The organism is Sphingobium sp. AS12, from assembly GCF_019097845.1.
Lineage (GTDB): Bacteria > Pseudomonadota > Alphaproteobacteria > Sphingomonadales > Sphingomonadaceae > Sphingobium.
In genome coordinates this window covers 1-14,919 of the sequence record NZ_JAHRGM010000018.1, presented here as the reverse complement: position 1 = coordinate 14,919, position 14,919 = coordinate 1, and the positions used below count along the sequence as shown (strand labels likewise).

The 14,919-nt window shown below is 59.7% G+C and carries 16 protein-coding genes; 11 read left to right on the top strand and 5 right to left on the bottom strand.

What is annotated here, in order from left to right:
• Positions 1-9: 9 nt before the first annotated feature.
• From KRZ98_RS23980 to KRZ98_RS07000, 3 genes are read left to right on the top strand one after another with little or no spacing between them, the layout of a single operon-like run.
• On the top strand, positions 10-576 hold the full coding sequence (locus KRZ98_RS23980) for a hypothetical protein (protein WP_254798163.1): 567 nt from the start codon (positions 10-12) through the stop codon (positions 574-576).
• Positions 573-698, top strand: a complete 126-nt coding sequence (locus KRZ98_RS24530; RefSeq protein WP_368389794.1) for a DUF1543 domain-containing protein — start codon at positions 573-575, stop codon at positions 696-698. The genes KRZ98_RS23980 and KRZ98_RS24530 overlap by 4 nt, the downstream gene beginning before the upstream one ends.
• Complete coding sequence (locus KRZ98_RS07000) at positions 695-1,099, top strand: hypothetical protein (protein ID WP_254798162.1); 405 nt, start codon at positions 695-697, stop codon at positions 1,097-1,099. The genes KRZ98_RS24530 and KRZ98_RS07000 overlap by 4 nt, the downstream gene beginning before the upstream one ends.
• Before the next feature lie 32 nt (positions 1,100-1,131).
• Here KRZ98_RS07000 and KRZ98_RS06995 read toward each other — a convergent pair whose 3' ends face one another.
• Entirely contained in the window at positions 1,132-1,311 is a 180-nt protein-coding gene (locus KRZ98_RS06995) for a hypothetical protein (protein ID WP_217672941.1), read from the bottom strand.
• 290 nt (positions 1,312-1,601) lie between these two features.
• Between KRZ98_RS06995 and KRZ98_RS06990 the strand changes: the two genes are divergently transcribed.
• From KRZ98_RS06990 to KRZ98_RS06975, 4 genes are all read left to right on the top strand, one after another.
• On the top strand, positions 1,602-4,394 hold the full coding sequence (locus KRZ98_RS06990; protein WP_368389793.1) for a PAS domain S-box protein: 2,793 nt from the start codon (positions 1,602-1,604) through the stop codon (positions 4,392-4,394).
• A 113-nt stretch (positions 4,395-4,507) separates the two neighbouring features.
• A complete protein-coding gene (locus KRZ98_RS06985) occupies positions 4,508-4,720 on the top strand; it encodes a hypothetical protein (RefSeq protein ID WP_188062272.1) in 213 nt (70 codons plus the stop codon).
• A 52-nt stretch (positions 4,721-4,772) separates the two neighbouring features.
• A complete protein-coding gene (locus KRZ98_RS06980) occupies positions 4,773-7,907 on the top strand; it encodes a DEAD/DEAH box helicase (RefSeq protein WP_254798161.1) in 3,135 nt (1,044 codons plus the stop codon).
• A 73-nt stretch (positions 7,908-7,980) separates the two neighbouring features.
• Positions 7,981-8,751: an SDR family oxidoreductase gene (locus KRZ98_RS06975; protein WP_217672940.1), complete on the top strand. Its 771-nt coding sequence runs from the start codon at positions 7,981-7,983 to the stop codon at positions 8,749-8,751.
• A 7-nt stretch (positions 8,752-8,758) separates the two neighbouring features.
• On the opposite strand, the gene KRZ98_RS06970 is transcribed toward KRZ98_RS06975, so the two are convergent.
• The 4 genes from KRZ98_RS06970 to KRZ98_RS06955 are packed head-to-tail and all read right to left on the bottom strand — an operon-like array spanning position 8,759 to position 11,065.
• The gene (locus KRZ98_RS06970) at positions 8,759-9,628 is read right to left on the bottom strand and encodes an inositol monophosphatase (RefSeq protein WP_188062275.1); all 870 of its coding nucleotides are present in this window, start codon (positions 9,626-9,628) and stop codon (positions 8,759-8,761) included.
• On the bottom strand, positions 9,609-10,499 hold the full coding sequence (locus KRZ98_RS06965) for a diacylglycerol kinase family protein (protein ID WP_188062276.1): 891 nt from the start codon (positions 10,497-10,499) through the stop codon (positions 9,609-9,611). Before KRZ98_RS06965 ends, KRZ98_RS06970 begins: the two co-directional genes overlap by 20 nt.
• A gap of 46 nt (positions 10,500-10,545) precedes the next feature.
• Complete coding sequence (locus KRZ98_RS06960) at positions 10,546-10,836, bottom strand: hypothetical protein (protein WP_188062277.1); 291 nt, start codon at positions 10,834-10,836, stop codon at positions 10,546-10,548.
• A gap of 13 nt (positions 10,837-10,849) precedes the next feature.
• Entirely contained in the window at positions 10,850-11,065 is a 216-nt protein-coding gene (locus tag KRZ98_RS06955) for a hypothetical protein (RefSeq protein WP_188062278.1), read from the bottom strand.
• A 162-nt stretch (positions 11,066-11,227) separates the two neighbouring features.
• On the opposite strand from KRZ98_RS06955, the gene KRZ98_RS06950 reads away from it, so the two are divergent.
• The 4 genes from KRZ98_RS06950 to KRZ98_RS06935 all read left to right on the top strand — a co-directional run bounded on the left by KRZ98_RS06950 (position 11,228) and on the right by KRZ98_RS06935 (position 14,273).
• A complete protein-coding gene (locus tag KRZ98_RS06950; protein ID WP_217672939.1) occupies positions 11,228-11,455 on the top strand; it encodes a DUF3072 domain-containing protein in 228 nt (75 codons plus the stop codon).
• Between the two features lie 252 nt (positions 11,456-11,707).
• The gene (locus KRZ98_RS06945) at positions 11,708-12,283 is read left to right on the top strand and encodes an SRPBCC family protein (protein WP_217672938.1); all 576 of its coding nucleotides are present in this window, start codon (positions 11,708-11,710) and stop codon (positions 12,281-12,283) included.
• Entirely contained in the window at positions 12,283-13,473 is a 1,191-nt protein-coding gene (locus tag KRZ98_RS06940; RefSeq protein ID WP_188062281.1) for a zinc-dependent alcohol dehydrogenase, read from the top strand. The genes KRZ98_RS06945 and KRZ98_RS06940 overlap by 1 nt, the downstream gene beginning before the upstream one ends.
• Before the next feature lie 11 nt (positions 13,474-13,484).
• Complete coding sequence (locus KRZ98_RS06935) at positions 13,485-14,273, top strand: SDR family oxidoreductase (protein ID WP_217672937.1); 789 nt, start codon at positions 13,485-13,487, stop codon at positions 14,271-14,273.
• Positions 14,274-14,919: the final 646 nt, after the last annotated feature.

The window sequence follows — 14,919 nt, the reverse complement described above, 5'->3', positions numbered from 1 at the left end:
ATCCTGCGGATGCACGAGGTGCTGGCACTGATTATCCCGCATCTTGACGAAGGCGCGCTGGAATCGTTCGGCAAGCATTTAAAGCCTGCCTTCGTCGACGAATATGCGAGCGTTCCCCATCTCTTCATCCAGCGGCTCCTCGCTCTTCATCGAGCCGGCCACCTTGATGTGATCGCCCTTGGAAAGGATTATCGCGTCGAAACGCACGGCGCAGAACCCGGCGTCAATGTCGTCATCAACGGCAAGCGGCGCCACTATAATGAGTTCATCGATGCAACGGGCCAACGCCCGCTCGAAGCCGACGATTTCCCATTCCCTACGCTTCTTGAACAAGGCATCGTTATGGACGCACAAGATGCAGACGAAGGCGCGACCAAAGGTATCTCGGTGCATGAGGCTTTCCACCCGGCATCGCCCGATCCGCGTGCGCGCCGATTATATTGTCTGAGCCTTCCCTTCATCCTGGGACGTCATCCATTTGTACAAGGGATCACCAGTTCGCATGAGATGGGCGGCATTGTGGGTCAGGACCGCGCGCGCATGATCGCAGTATCCATGCAGGCTGACGCGGCATGAAGCTGTTTGCGGTCTACATTGGAGGTGAGCATCCTGCGGCTCACATAGAAGTTCATGATGTCCGCTTCATCGTGGCGCCCTCCCTTAAAGCGACGCATGATGCGCTTCGCCGTCAGTGGTGAGGCGCGCCCGGCACGCTACATATCGACTGCTGGCAGAGATCGACCATGCGGACGGTTATGACGTTCAGCTGCAGCCGGAGCCATATAAGGGGCGCGAACGACTGTTTTTCGTAGATCTGGGTGGTTACGATCCGGCTGACTTCGCCGAACAGCATCGCAACATGTTCGTTGTCACTGAGAATCTGACCCAGGCCAAGGCACGCGCGATGGCTACCCTCCCTGCGTGGAAGGAAGGCCATCGCGACGATCTATACGAGGCTGAGAAGGCGATTGCTCTCCATGAGGTCATTGGCGAAAAACTTCACATCCACTTTGGTAGCCACCGAAACGGCGCGACCACCGAAATTTGCCTGCCGTTACACTCCGCTGAAGTAAGGGAAAACGAAAACGCCGCCCTGTGAAAGGCGGCGTATCGTTCGGCAGAAATCAAATATTACTTTGCGTCGGTGCCTGGCTCAGAAGTCTTTGGCGCCTTGCCATCTTCCACGCGTCCTTCATTGCGCAGATCGCGCCCTTCTTGTGCTTTCTTCTGGCTTTCGGCGGACTTGCCGTGCTCGAACGCCTCTTCCTTGACGTAGCCGGCTGCTTCTTTTGCTTTTCCTTCGATGCTCATCAGTCTCTCCTATTTGACACTGCATTTATAACGAGCCGAGTTAGTCAGTGTTCCCTTGATTGGTTGAAACGTGACACGCAAGAATTTTAGATTAAATTTTCGCCGATGATCTGGAGAAAGATCGCTGCTTGGGGCAAGCCTGGCCTTACCGCCCTGTGTCACAGCGCGAACGCCGCGACGGAACCGAGGACGATTAAAAACATTACGGCTTCGCCGTAATGCTGACCAAGCGGTTGTAAGGGGGGGATGTGACAAACGACTGGCCTGACGTGTTCCCTGGCGATTCCCAGATGAGTGCAATCATGCGAGCGCATGATTGGAAGGCATCGAACTTAGGTCCGCCTGATCGATGGCCCGAAGAACTCAAGGCGTCGCTACGGCTCATGCTCCTGTCTCGGTTTGAGATGTGGCTTGGTTGGGGAGAAGACCTCAACTTCTTCTACAATGACGCCTATATTCCTACTTTGGGCTTCAAACATCCCACAGCGCTGGGTCGGCCCATGTCGCAGGTATGGAAGGAGGTCTTTGAGGACGTCAAGGATCGCATCGTCTCGGTCATGCGAGATGGCGTTGCGACCTGGGACGAACAGTTGCTTCTGCTCCTTGAGCGTAACGGCTATCCCGAAGAGACGTATCACACATTCTCTTACAGTCCTCTGATGGGTCGCGGGGGTGCTGTCGAAGGCCTGATGTGCGTCGTTCGCGAGGAGACGGACAGGGTCATCAGTGAACGGCGCATCAAGCAATTGAATGATCTGGCCGCCGCGTTGCTCCGATCGAAAAGTCGGTCTGACGTGATCGAAGCAGTGCGAGGCCATTTTGGCAGCGAGAGCCGGGACTTTCCGTTCGCGAACCTACAGCTGTTCGACTTGCCTGAAAGCCTTGATCCCGGCACTGGAGACGCTGCGGATTGGCCAGTTGCTGCGATTCAAAGAGGCGAAAAACAGGCCGTGGAAGCGCTGGGTGGCGCTTTTTCGAAGTTGCCGACCGGACCGTGGGAGATACCGCCGCGCGATGCGTTGATCGTAGCTATCGAGCAGCCTGGCGAAGCGCAAGCCGTCGGTGCACTTGTTCTGGGATTGAATCCCTACCGCCTGCTCGACGAAGCAACTCGTGATTTCGCCAACCTTATTGCCGCGCAGATTGCGGGGGCGCTTGCCACCATCGATGCCGTGTCTGCCCAGCGACGGGACCGCGATCGGCTGTGGTCGCTTAGTCAGGACCTGATGCTGGTTTGCGACTTTGATGGCGTCATTCGCTTGGTGAACCCATCTGCGACCCGCCTTCTGGGGTGGCGAGAGGATGAGATGGTTGGACAGGTCCTGGCCGATTTCGTCCATCCCGACGATTTATCTGCCACAGCCAAGGAAGTTGAAAAGCTGGCTCAGGGCGTTACGACCCTTTTGTTCGAGAACCGCTATCGCTGCCAGGACGGCAGCTATCGATTGCTCGACTGGAACGCTGTGCCAGACGCGGGCCGCATCCACGCCGTGGCGCGCGATATAACCCGAGAGCGCCAACTCGCCCGCGACCGGGAGCGGATTTGGGCGCTCTCTCCGATCGTCAAGGTGGTGGCGACGACCCAAGGCATTATCAATGCCGTCAATCCATCCTGGACGAAGACGCTGGGGTGGAGCGAAGCCGATACGGTCGGCCGCAATATTTTGGAGTTTGTAGCGCAGGAGCAAGAAGCCGCGCAGCAGCGGTTGGCGAAACTCTCCGAATCCAACGCTGCTGTCGTCGAGTCACAAAGCGTCTTTCGCGCAAAGGATGGCAGCCACCGACGCTTCGCCTGGACCACCGTTCCAGAGGCCGGGATGCTCTATCTGTTCGGCCGCGATATCACCGCGGAGACCGAAGCGGCCGATGCCCTTATCGCCACAGAGGAGGCTTTGCGCCAAAGCCAGAAGATGGAGGCGGTGGGGCAGTTAACCGGTGGCATCGCGCATGATTTCAACAATCTGCTGGCCGGGGTTCTCGGCAACCTGGAATTGCTGGAACTGCGTATTTCCCAGGGTCGTATGGAGGCTATCGGTCGCCATCTCGAAACCGCGCAGGGCGCGGCAAAGCGGGCTGCCGCGTTGACGCAGCGACTGCTTGCCTTTTCCCGGCGACAGACATTGGATCCCACAGCCGTCAATATAAACCGGCTAGTTTCTGGCTTGGAAGACCTCATACGCCGTACCGTCGGGCCCTCCATAGAGATCGAAGTGGTTGGATCGGGCGGGTTGTGGATGACGTTGGTCGATCGCTACCAGCTTGAAAATGCGCTTTTGAACCTTTGCATCAATGCGCGAGACGCGATGCCGGATGGCGGACGCTTGACAATCGAAACAGCCAATAAGTGGCTAGACAACCGCATGGCGCGCGAACGCGAGCTACCCCCTGGTCAATATGTGTCGCTATGCGTGAGTGACACCGGAACGGGCATGACGCCCGACGTGATCGCCCGCGCTTTTGATCCGTTCTTCACGACCAAGCCGCTGGGCGAAGGCACGGGCCTTGGCCTCTCGATGATCTATGGCTTTGTGCGGCAATCGGGCGGGCAGGTACGGATTTATTCGGAGGTCGGCGGAGGCACGACCATGTGCCTCTACATTCCAAGGCATATGGGACCGGTAACTGAGATCGAACAGGAGTTGCGGCCGACGCAGCTTGATGCTGGGGGGCACGGGGAGACCGTGCTGGTCATCGATGACGAGGCTTCCGTTCGCTCGCTCATCGTCGATGTCCTTGCCGACGGGGGATATCACGTCATTGAAGCTGCGGATGGTCCCAGCGGCCTAAAGGTGCTTCAGTCTGATCTGCGCATCGACCTTCTCATCACGGATGTGGGCTTGCCCGGCGGAATGAATGGCCGTCAGGTCGCAGACGCCGGCCGAGTTGGACGTCCCAAACTCAAGATTTTGTTCATCACTGGTTATGCGGAGAATGCCATCATCGGCAACGGATTGCTGGAGCATGATATGCACGTGATCACCAAACCCTTCGGAATCGAGGCCATCGTCAGCAAGGTTCGTGAGATGATCGATGAAGGTGACAAACTAGGCAACCGATCAGCGACCGGCCAATCTGATCCTTAAGCGGCCGCCTTAGCGCGCGTCTTCCGGTTTTTCATTTTGAACCGGACTTTTTGCCGTTGGTGGAACCCAAGACATCGTCACGCCGTTAGCTGCCCACCTGTAGGAGAGCCACGGTGGAAGAAAAGAGAAAGGGCCAGGAACCGGAAGCGGATCAACGGCCAGCAGCGACGGGCGGCCTCTATGAGCAGGCCGCGCCGACATCCAACGATCCCCCATCCAAGAAAGAACGGACGATGATCGCGACCGCGCGTGCGCGCGCAGATCGCGACCGGGCGGAATTGCGCGCGACAGGCCATGGCGATCATCAGGGCGAAGAAGGCTTTTGAGCTGTTTTACTGTCAGGCCTGACCAGGTCGATTTTCGCGTCCTGGTGGGCAAATGAGCGTTTCCCAAGGGATTGGTGAGACCGCACTCATGCTGCTTGACGCCCTGGGCGCTGGCGATCTGCTCTATCTGGCCGATGACGAGCAGGACGCCGAAGCGGTGGCCAGCGCGCTCACGTTCCTTGCGCCTGAGCATCATGTCGTCTTCCTGCCGTCGAGCGACATCTTGCCCGGCGACAGCGCGCCTGCGTCGCCCTCGAACATCGGGAAACGGGTCGCTGCCCTGCGGCACCTTCGACGGCTGGCGGCGGGATCCAAGCGCCGTCCTCTTGCCACTATCACGAGCGGTGAAGGGGCTGCGCGGCTTTATGCAGATCCCGCCGCCTTCGACGCCGCGCCGCCCAGCCTGCGCGTTGGCGAACCGATCGATCCGACCAATTTCTCCGCTGACATGGAGAGGCTTGGTTATGTCGCCGACGATCGTGTCGATGAACCAGGCGAGGTGGCGGTCCGCGGGGAGGTCATCGACATTTTTCCGGCCGATGCCGGGCTGCCGGCCCGGATCGATGTCGCCGATGGGCGCGTCATCGGTATCCGCCGCTATGATCCGATCACGCAGCGCACGCAGGCGCCGTGCAAGTTGCTGGAGATCGGCCGGGCTGCCGAACCGGAGCCTGAGCGGAAAGTTACCATCCTCGCCCATCTGCGGCCGGGGCGGCTTTATGTTTCGGCAAAGGCCGAGCAGCGTCGCGCGCGTTTCATTCGCCTGGCCACTGACGCCGCCGGCAATTCGGGTTCGGCGATCGATGCCGCATCCCAGTCACTATGGGCGAAGGATCTTGCAGCCTGGCGTTCAGGCGATCCGGCGGATTTCGCCATATCGCCCATTCCCCGCTTTGCGGAGCAGCGCTCACCCCTATCGGCACTGAAGCGCTTTGCGGCACCGCATGTGCAGGAGGGGAAGCGCGCGCTCCTGGTTGGCAGGGAGAGGGATGTCCGTTTCCTCCGGCCCAAGATCGCCAAGACGTTCAAGGCTAAGGTCGAGGCCATCGACGCGATTGCGGCCGTCGATACGCTTGCGCCGGGCGCGATAGCTGCGCTGATTGCGCCGATCGATCGGGGGGCTGTTGGCAAGAAGCTCGTGATGATTGCGGCCGCCGATCTTCTAGGTAGCCGGGCGTTGATTGGCGCGACGCAGGGCAGCGTTGCCGCCGGGCTTGCCCAGGCGGGCGGCGACATTCGTGCAGGCGATCTCGTCGTGCATGAGGATCATGGCGCCGCGCGCGTGCTGGGCCTTGTGTCGGCTCCCGGCGATGGCGACGCAGAACTGATCGCGCTTGAATATGCCAATGATGCCCGGCGGCTCGTTCCCTGCCAGGAGGCGGGCCTGTTATGGCGTTATGGCGCCGATGGCGATGCGGTGCGGCTTGACAAGCTGGACGGATCGACCTGGGAAAAGCGGCGCGGGGCGATTGACGAGGCGGTGGCGCAGAGCGCCCGCGACCTCCTTCGATTGGCGCAGGGGAGGGCCGATGTCAAAGCCGCGATCATCGAACCCGATAGCGCGGCTTATGAACGATTTGTCGCCAGCTTCCCTTTCAACGAAACGGCGGATCAGGCGCGGGCGATCCAGGCGGTAAGGGACGACCTGGCCAGCGGACGGCCGATGGATCGCCTGGTGATCGGCGATGTGGGCTATGGCAAGACGGAGGTCGCCCTGCGTGCCGCCGCGCTTGCCGCCCTTGCAGGCTATCAAGTCATTTTGGCCGCGCCCACGACGGTTCTCGTTAGGCAACATATCGAGATGTTCCAGCGCCGCTTTGCCGATACGGGCGTGGTCGTCGCTGGCCTGTCGCGCCTTTCGAGTGCGGCGGAGAAGAAAGCGGCGAAGGCCGGGCTGGCCGACGGGTCAATCGGCATCGTCATCGGCACGGCTGCGGTGATGGCGAAGGATGTACGCTATGCCCAATTGGGGCTTGTCATCATCGACGAAGAACAGCGCTTCGGCGCGGCCGATAAGGCAAGGCTGCGGGGACGTACCGACCTTCACCTGCTGGCGATGAGCGCGACACCGATCCCCAGGACGTTGCACCGCGCGATGATCGGGCTGCAACAGCTGTCGGTGATCGCAACGCCGCCCGCCCGTCGCCAGCCGATCCGGACGAGCCTTGCCAGCCCCGACGATGCGATGATCAGGACGGCGCTTTTGCGTGAGCGGTCGCGCGGCGGACAAAGCTTTGTCGTCGTGCCCCGTATCGAGGATCTCGCGCCGCTGGCCGAACGGCTGGCGCGGATCGTACCGGACCTCGCGCTGATCGAAGCGCATGGCAAGATGCCGGTGGTCGCCATCGACGACGCCATGGTCCGCTTTGGCGGTGGCGAAGGCGATGTTCTGCTCGCGACCAATATCATCGAGGCAGGACTGGACGTGCCGCGCGCCAACACGATGATCGTCTGGCGCGCCGACCGCTTTGGCCTCGCTCAGCTTCATCAGTTGCGCGGGCGGGTGGGCCGCGGCAATCGCCGGGGTCAGGTCATTCTGCTGACCGAAGCGGGAGAGATTGCCGAACGCACCATGAAGCGGCTGCGCACGCTGGCGACCTACGACCGGCTGGGTGCGGGCTTCGCGATCAGCGCCGCCGATCTTGATCAACGGGGCGCTGGCGATCCGCTGGCCGATACGCAGGCCGGTCATATGAAGCTGATCGGCATCGACCTCTATCAACATCTGTTCGAAGCAGCGTTGAAAGAGGCGCGGGGGGAGGACGCCGGACTGTGGACGCCTGAACTCAATCTGGGCAGCGCGGGCGGCTTGCCATCGGACTGGATACCCGACGCCGACATCCGCCTGGGCCTCTATGTCAGGCTTTGGCGGCTTGTTGATGAGACTGGGCTCAGCGCTTTGGAGGAGGAACTGGCGGATAGGTTCGGTCCGCTGCCTCCCGCTGCCGAACGTCTGATCGATGCCAATAGGATTGCTATTCTCGCGCGGGCGGCCGGGATTGCACGCGTCGATGCAGGCCCGGCCGCGATGGCGCTGACGCCGCGCGAAACGGGTCGCGACATGAGCAAATGTGCAGGGCTGTTCGAAAAAGACGGCCGCTGGCTTTTGAAGGCGCAGACCGATGAGGCTGATCAGCTCGCAAGGGTGATTGACCTGCTCGAAAGCATTGGCGCATTGCGGAACTAACGCTCCGGCATTGAGTCGATCAGCCTGACCCGCAGCACTAGCATTGTCGGGCCATCGAGAAAGCGGAAGCCATATGAAGATAGCGCTCGTCACAGGCGGTGCTCAGGGCATCGGCAAAGGCATTACACAGGCCCTGTTGACGCAGAGCTGGAAAGTAGCGGTGTTGGACCAGGATGCCGAAGCGGTCCGCGACCTTTCCGACGAGATGCCGACCAACAAACTTATGGCGATCCGGGCCGACGTCACCAGCGAGCGCGACGTGGAAAAGGCGTTCGATAAGATTGCAGCCTGGAATAAGGCGACGGAAGAGGTCGAGGGCATCGATCTGCTCGTATCCAATGCAGGTCTTGCCGATCCGGTCAGCGGTCCGATCGAAAAACTGGAGCTTAAGAAATGGCAGGCGTGGCAGGACAGCCATGTGACCGGCGCTTTTCTGATGGTGCGCGCCGCTGTGCCGATCCTGCGCCAGCGTACAGGGGCGATCGTCATCATGGCGTCGATCCGCGCGATCCAGTCGGAACCCGATACGGAGGCCTATGCTGCGGCCAAGGGTGCGCTCTGCGCCCTGACCCATGCGCTGGCGATCAGCCTTGGCCCCGACATCCGCGTCAACGCCATTTTGCGCGGCTGGATAGAAACCCGCCCCTGGGCCAAAGCACAGGTGCGCGAAGCGGTCGAGCATCGCCCGATCGATCGGGAACAGCATCCGGTAGGCCGGGTCAGCGAACCGTCCGACATTGCGGCTACCGTCCTGTTTCTGGCGTCCGAAGGTGCGGGCTTCATCACGGGCCAGCAGATCACCGTCGATGGCGGCATGACCCGAAAAATGATCGACGCGCATTGACGGATCGCTATATCCGGCCGCTTCGATCTTGTGCGTCAACGCGCTGGATGTCGGTCATGCGCGCGGCATCCTCAGGCGTCCCAAGGATCAATGGACGACGCCATTGCTCCATCTGCGCCACTTGTTCGCCAAAGCTGGCGAATGGCGACCAATTTCCATCTTCCTTCTGAAACACCGAAGCGCCAGATGCGTGCGCAAGGGCTATTCCCCCGGCAACATCCCAGATGTTGGGTGTCGCGAACCTGGCGACTTGTAGAAGGCCTGCCGCCACGAACGCACATTCGATTGCGGCCGATCCTGTCTTGCGCCCATCCCACGGCCCGATACCAGACTGACCATGCGGATCACCCGCGAGCCGTTTGCGAACGGCAGGGTTGGGCATGCGTGAGACTTGTTCGCCCTCAAAACGCAAACCCTCGGCGCCGCCGCTATGATAGACACCAGGCGTAAGCAAATGACTTGTGCTGCACCATAATGCGCCGACGACGGGAACACCGCGGTAGAGCACGCCCACGGATGACGCGAATAGCGGGAAGCCGTTGATGAAGTTGCTTGTCCCATCGATCGGATCAACCGCCCAGACAAAATCGCTGCCCAGTCCCGCCTGGACAGCCATTTCTTCGCCGATGATGCCATGCTCGGGGAAATGATCTGCCAGATGGCTGCGGATGATCGCTTCGACCCGGCTGTCGACTTCGCTTACCGGATCGCGCATCAAGGCAATGGCGTTATCATCCCCCTTATATTGCACGGCCATTAGGCTGCCCAGCGCAGCCAGGATTTCCCGGCCGCCGATCGTGGCCAGTTCCACCGCAACAGCTTCCATGCGGGCAAGTAAATCCGGTGTTGGCATCGGCTCAGCAACTGTCATCGTCATGTCCCGTCATACTGCCAGGCACCAATATCGTCACCGGCTCGTCATCCAGCCGTATTTCGACCGTCCATGCGTCGTCAGGCATGTCGATGGGGCGATCGTCGATCCGGGGGCACAGCCCGCTGGCCTGAAGCGTGACGACGCAACCTGTTTCCAGGCGGGCCGGTGGCGGGCCGGAGAAATGTTCGGCCCATCCCACCATGGCGTCACGATCGGCCTCGCCAACGAGCAGGATGTCGAGCAGCTTATCCTGTGTGTCCGCCCTTGGCGCGAACGGGAGCCGTGGGCCGATCGCGCCGATGTTGAGAATTTCTACAAGCAGCCATGGCCCGTCGAAACGGCGTCCATCGATATCAACGACGCACGCGATCGGCTTGGCCGTGCGCAACGTCTCCCGAAATGCTGCGCGGCCGTTTTCGCGCTTCTCCTCCGGGGTGTCGGGCGATTCATCGACAAGTTCGATAGATTGATTGAGCGCGCCAAGACCTACCGCTTCCAGAAAGCCTTTCCGCCCGAAGAGCCCGGTGACGCTGCCTACGGTCAGCCTCTTTTCGCGCGCATTGTAGAGACCACCAATGACGGCTTCGACCGATTGACGAATGCCCAGCGCCCTTGCGACATTATTGGACCCGCCCATCGGCAGGATCGCAATCGGTACAGACCGGTCGGGCATCTCGATGGCGACCGAAGCTACGGTTCCATCACCGCCGGCGGCAATCGCCATTTCCATGCCACTCATTCCGGATCGAATATCGTCCCGGCCATGTTCACAGTAGCGGATGGCGAAGCCGGCCTCTTCCAATTGACCGATGAGCGACCGGATCGGCTCGGGCTTTGTTCCCGCATTGGGGCTATGGACCAGTAGCGCCTTCACCCGAAATATCTGCCATTCAACCTAGATCGCGTCGCCAAAATACCAATCATAGTTGCGCCCCAAATTCTTCCAAAGCGGCCGTAACGACTTCGACCTTCGCGTCATCCTGCAAATCGATCGAAACCATGATGCCGCCAGCAAGAGGAACATCATCCCTTTCGTCCTGATCGAACGTCTCGCTATCTGCGCCTCCAATCCGATTGCCTGCGCTGTTGTCCGGTCCGGATGCAGTCACGAAAATATCGGTTCGCTCAATGCCAATTTCCTGGACCAGTCGTTCCACGGCCATGTCCGCCTGGTCCCGTCTATCGAATGTGCCTGTCAATGTGGTGCTCATGGTGATCCTTTCATCAAGGCTTGGAATCGGCCCGATCAGTCTCTGGATAATCTTCCGGTTTCACGGTGCCGACAGAGGGGCGGTCCTCGACATCCTCCTGCGACTTGCCGCCGCGTGTTCGTGGATCGGGATCATCGCCATTGGGTCGGACATCGCCTGCAGGCCCGCGTCGCGGCAACCCGTCCGATCGGCCCTTTTCAGGGTCGAAACCATTTTCGTTTCCAGGCATGTTCTTGATCCTTCCGCAACGCAGTGGCCGGAAGCGATGCCCGGCCTTGGTATGAAGCGCTGATCGGGCGATCGGTTGCATTCTGGCTCCCCCCTTTATTGTAGGAACCACAAGCCGCATGGACCGTTATCGGTGGAACATATCAAGAACAATGAGGCTGTCATGACCGACCGTTTCCATAATCCCAGACTCGATGAGCACCCGGCTTCGAACGCTGAGAAAGATCCAGCAGATTGGGTGGCGGGCAACGAACCCATCACCGGCGCGCAGGCGTCCCATCTAGCGACCTTATGCGAAGAAGCGGGTGTGGAACTGCCAACCGGAGATCTGACGAAAGCAGATGCATCGCGTCAGATCGATGAGATGAAAGCGAAGCTTGGGCGCGCCTGACGGACTTGTGGTTCGAACCATTTGTGATGGTTCATGCCGGAAATCGCACCACATGATCTAATTTTGATGGAAGGGGCCGGGCCTGCCACAGCGTCACGTCCAATCCACCCAAACTAATGTCGATCAGACAGATTTTCCAACAGACTATTGGACCCATCCGACATTCAGGCGTTGTCCGCTCATACCGAGACGCAGCCTCCGAACGATCGGACTGCTCTACGTGGACATCATAAGAATGGCTGGAGAATGCCCATGACGATGGCGACAGACGATGCCCCACCGACGACATCGAAATTGAAAGAAGAACGCGCAAACGGAATCGCGGCCGTGACCCAATCAAAGGGTGACGATCTGATCGGGCGCTCGGTCACGATCAACCGTCCTCGCGACGAACTCTTCGCCTATTGGCGCGATTTTTCCAATCTGCCCTCGTTCATGGATAATGTCGAACGGATCGATATATTGTCGGACACGACATCGCATTGGGTGATGAAGGCGCCGGCTGGACGCACCGTGGAATGGGACGCGACCATCACGGAGGAGAAGGCTGGCGAATGGATCGCCTGGACCTCTGCCGAAGGCGCCGATGTCCCCAATAGCGGCCGCATCGAATTTCGCGATGCGGGCGCGCGTGGCACCATCGTCACGGCGACCATCGCGTATGATCCGCCCGCAGGCGTGGTGGGCAAGGTGATCGCCAAGCTCTTCCAGCGCGAACCCGCCATCCAGGCGCGACGCGATCTGCGCCGTTTCAAGCAATTGATGGAAACGGGCGAGGTTGCGACCGCAGCTTGGACCCAAAAGCAACGTGACGAGGAGAAAGTCTGATGCGCGCGCTGACATGGCACGGCAAGCATGACGTCCGCGTCGATACCGTGGAAGATCCCGAAATCCTCAACCCGCGCGATGCGATCATCAGGATCACGTCGACGGCGATCTGCGGGTCCGACCTGCATCTTTACGACGGTTATATCCCGACCATGCAGGCGGGCGACATACTAGGCCATGAATTCATGGGCGAAGTGGTCGAAACCGGTCCCAAATCCACATTGTTAAAGGGGCAGCGGGTCGTGGTGCCCTTCACCATCGCCTGCGGCAGTTGCTATCATTGCGGCAAGCATCAATATTCCGCCTGCGACAATGGCAATCCGGCCGACAATCAGGACATCGGCCAGGAAATGTACGGTCAGCCCATGTCGGGCCTGTTCGGTTACAGCCATCTGACCGGCGGCTATGCAGGCGGTCAGGCGGAATATGTCCGCGTACCATTTAGCGATGTGGGGCCGATCGTGGTGCCTGACGGGCTGGATGATGATGAGGTTCTGTTCCTGTCGGACATCCTGCCCACCGGATGGCAGGCGGCGGAGAATGCGGACATCGAACCGGGCGATACGGTGGCGGTATGGGGCTGCGGTCCGGTCGGGCTGTTCGCGGTCCAGTCCGCTTTCCTGATGGGCGCGCACCGCGTCATCGCAATCGACCATTTTCCGCATCGCCTTGAACTGGCCAAAAAATTCGGGGCCGAGACGATCAACTTCGAGGAATCGAAGACTTACGAAGCATTGATGGAGATGACCGGCGGCATCGGGCCTGATGCGGTGATCGACGCGGTGGGCCTTGAAGCCCATGGCTTCTTTGTCGACAATGTGGTCGATCAGATCAAGGCGTCGCTATTCCTTGGGACCGATCGCACCCATTCGATCCGGCAAGCGATCCATGCCTGTCGCAAGGGCGGGCGGGTGTCGATGCCAGCCGTCTATGGCGGTTTCGTGGACAAGTTTCCGTTGGGCGCCTTCATGGAGAAGGGGCTGACCCTCAAGACCGGCCAGACGAGCGTACAACATTATATGCCCGCTCTGCTCAATGCGATTCTGGAGGGCAAGATCGATACGACCTTCCTGATATCGCATCGCATGGGCCTGGAAGATGCGCCCAAGGGCTACAAGATGTTCCACGACAATCAGAATGAAGTGACCAAGATCGTGCTGAAGCCCGGTCTTCCCGTCGCTGCGCAATAGGAGAGAAGTATATGGCCAATAAATTCGCGATTGTCACCGGCGCCTCCACCGGCATTGGCTTCGAACTCGCCTCCATTGCCGCGGAAAATGGGTATGACTTGTTGGTCGTGGCTGACGAACCGTTGATTGATGCCGCCGCGCAGGATTTCAAGGGGCATGGCGTCGAGGTTATTGCGGTCGAGGCCGATCTGTCGACATTGCAAGGCGTGGACACGCTCCTCGCCGCGGCCGATGGCCGGCAGGTCGATCTGCTATGCGCCAATGCCGGGCGCGGCCTGGGTCACGCTTTTCTCGACCAGGATGTGAGCGATTGGCGGCGGGTGGTAGACACGAACATCACCGGCACGCTGTATCTGCTGCAGAAGGTCCTTAAGGCAATGGTTGCGCATGACGAAGGCAAAGTGTTGATCACCGGATCGATCGCGGGCTTCATTCCGGGCAGCTTCCAGGCGGTCTATAATGGCAGTAAAGCATTTGTGGACAGCTTTGCCGATGCGATCCGTAACGAGATCAAGGATAGCAAAGGCGTCACCATCACGACCCTGATGCCAGGGCCGGTCGAGACGGAATTTTTCGATCGCGCCGACATGCTCGACACCAGCGTCGGATCATCCGACAGCAAGAGCGATCCTGCCGACGTCGCGCGCGATGGCTGGAATGCGCTGATGAAGGGGGATGCCCATATCGTGTCCGGGTGGAAGAACAAGGTACAGGCGGCCGTAGCGCATGTAACGCCTTCGGCGATCCTGGCGGAACAGCATCGTAAAATGGCGGAACCTGGGTCGGCCGACGAAGGCTAGAACGCCCCGTGCAAACCTATCGGTTTTGCTCGGTAGAGGAGTGGAATGAGAAGTTGCGCTCCTCTTCCATCCAAGGAAATCGATCTACCACATCATCGAATTTGCCAAGATGGGCAGGCGGAATTAAAGAGAGGCTGGTCATCCCCACCTTTGCTCGCATACTGCTCTAAAAGAGATCTGATGGTACAGCTCAAATCGATGGGGCCTGCAAACGTCGAATGGTGGTAGCCGGCCTTTGCACCATCGCATCGAAACAAGGTATTTCGGTGGATTGCCGCCAGAACCGGAGGTTCCGTAGCGAGGATGCAAAAATCCGCGTCTGAATGGCGACAAAGGGTCGCCCCTCGACCGGCCGCCTTATCGATGCCGTTTAAAACGGGAACGCCCGCCCCTGGCACTTTGCTGCCTTTTGGGTCAGCGGTATTCGCCATTTCAGTCGGATGGCCTGATAGCTTCCCAGAGCAATGGGGCAGAATTGAAGTCGGCGTGCCAGCAGTGGAAGGAGAACGGTATTAGCTAAGCTCGACTTTGTACGATTAGGTGGCGAAGCATAGTGCTTGAGCCATACGTACGAGGCGGGTTGTCGGAATATAGTGCGGTTCTCGGTGCGGCGGGGATTGTTGATTAATGTCGCCGACCCAGAGCT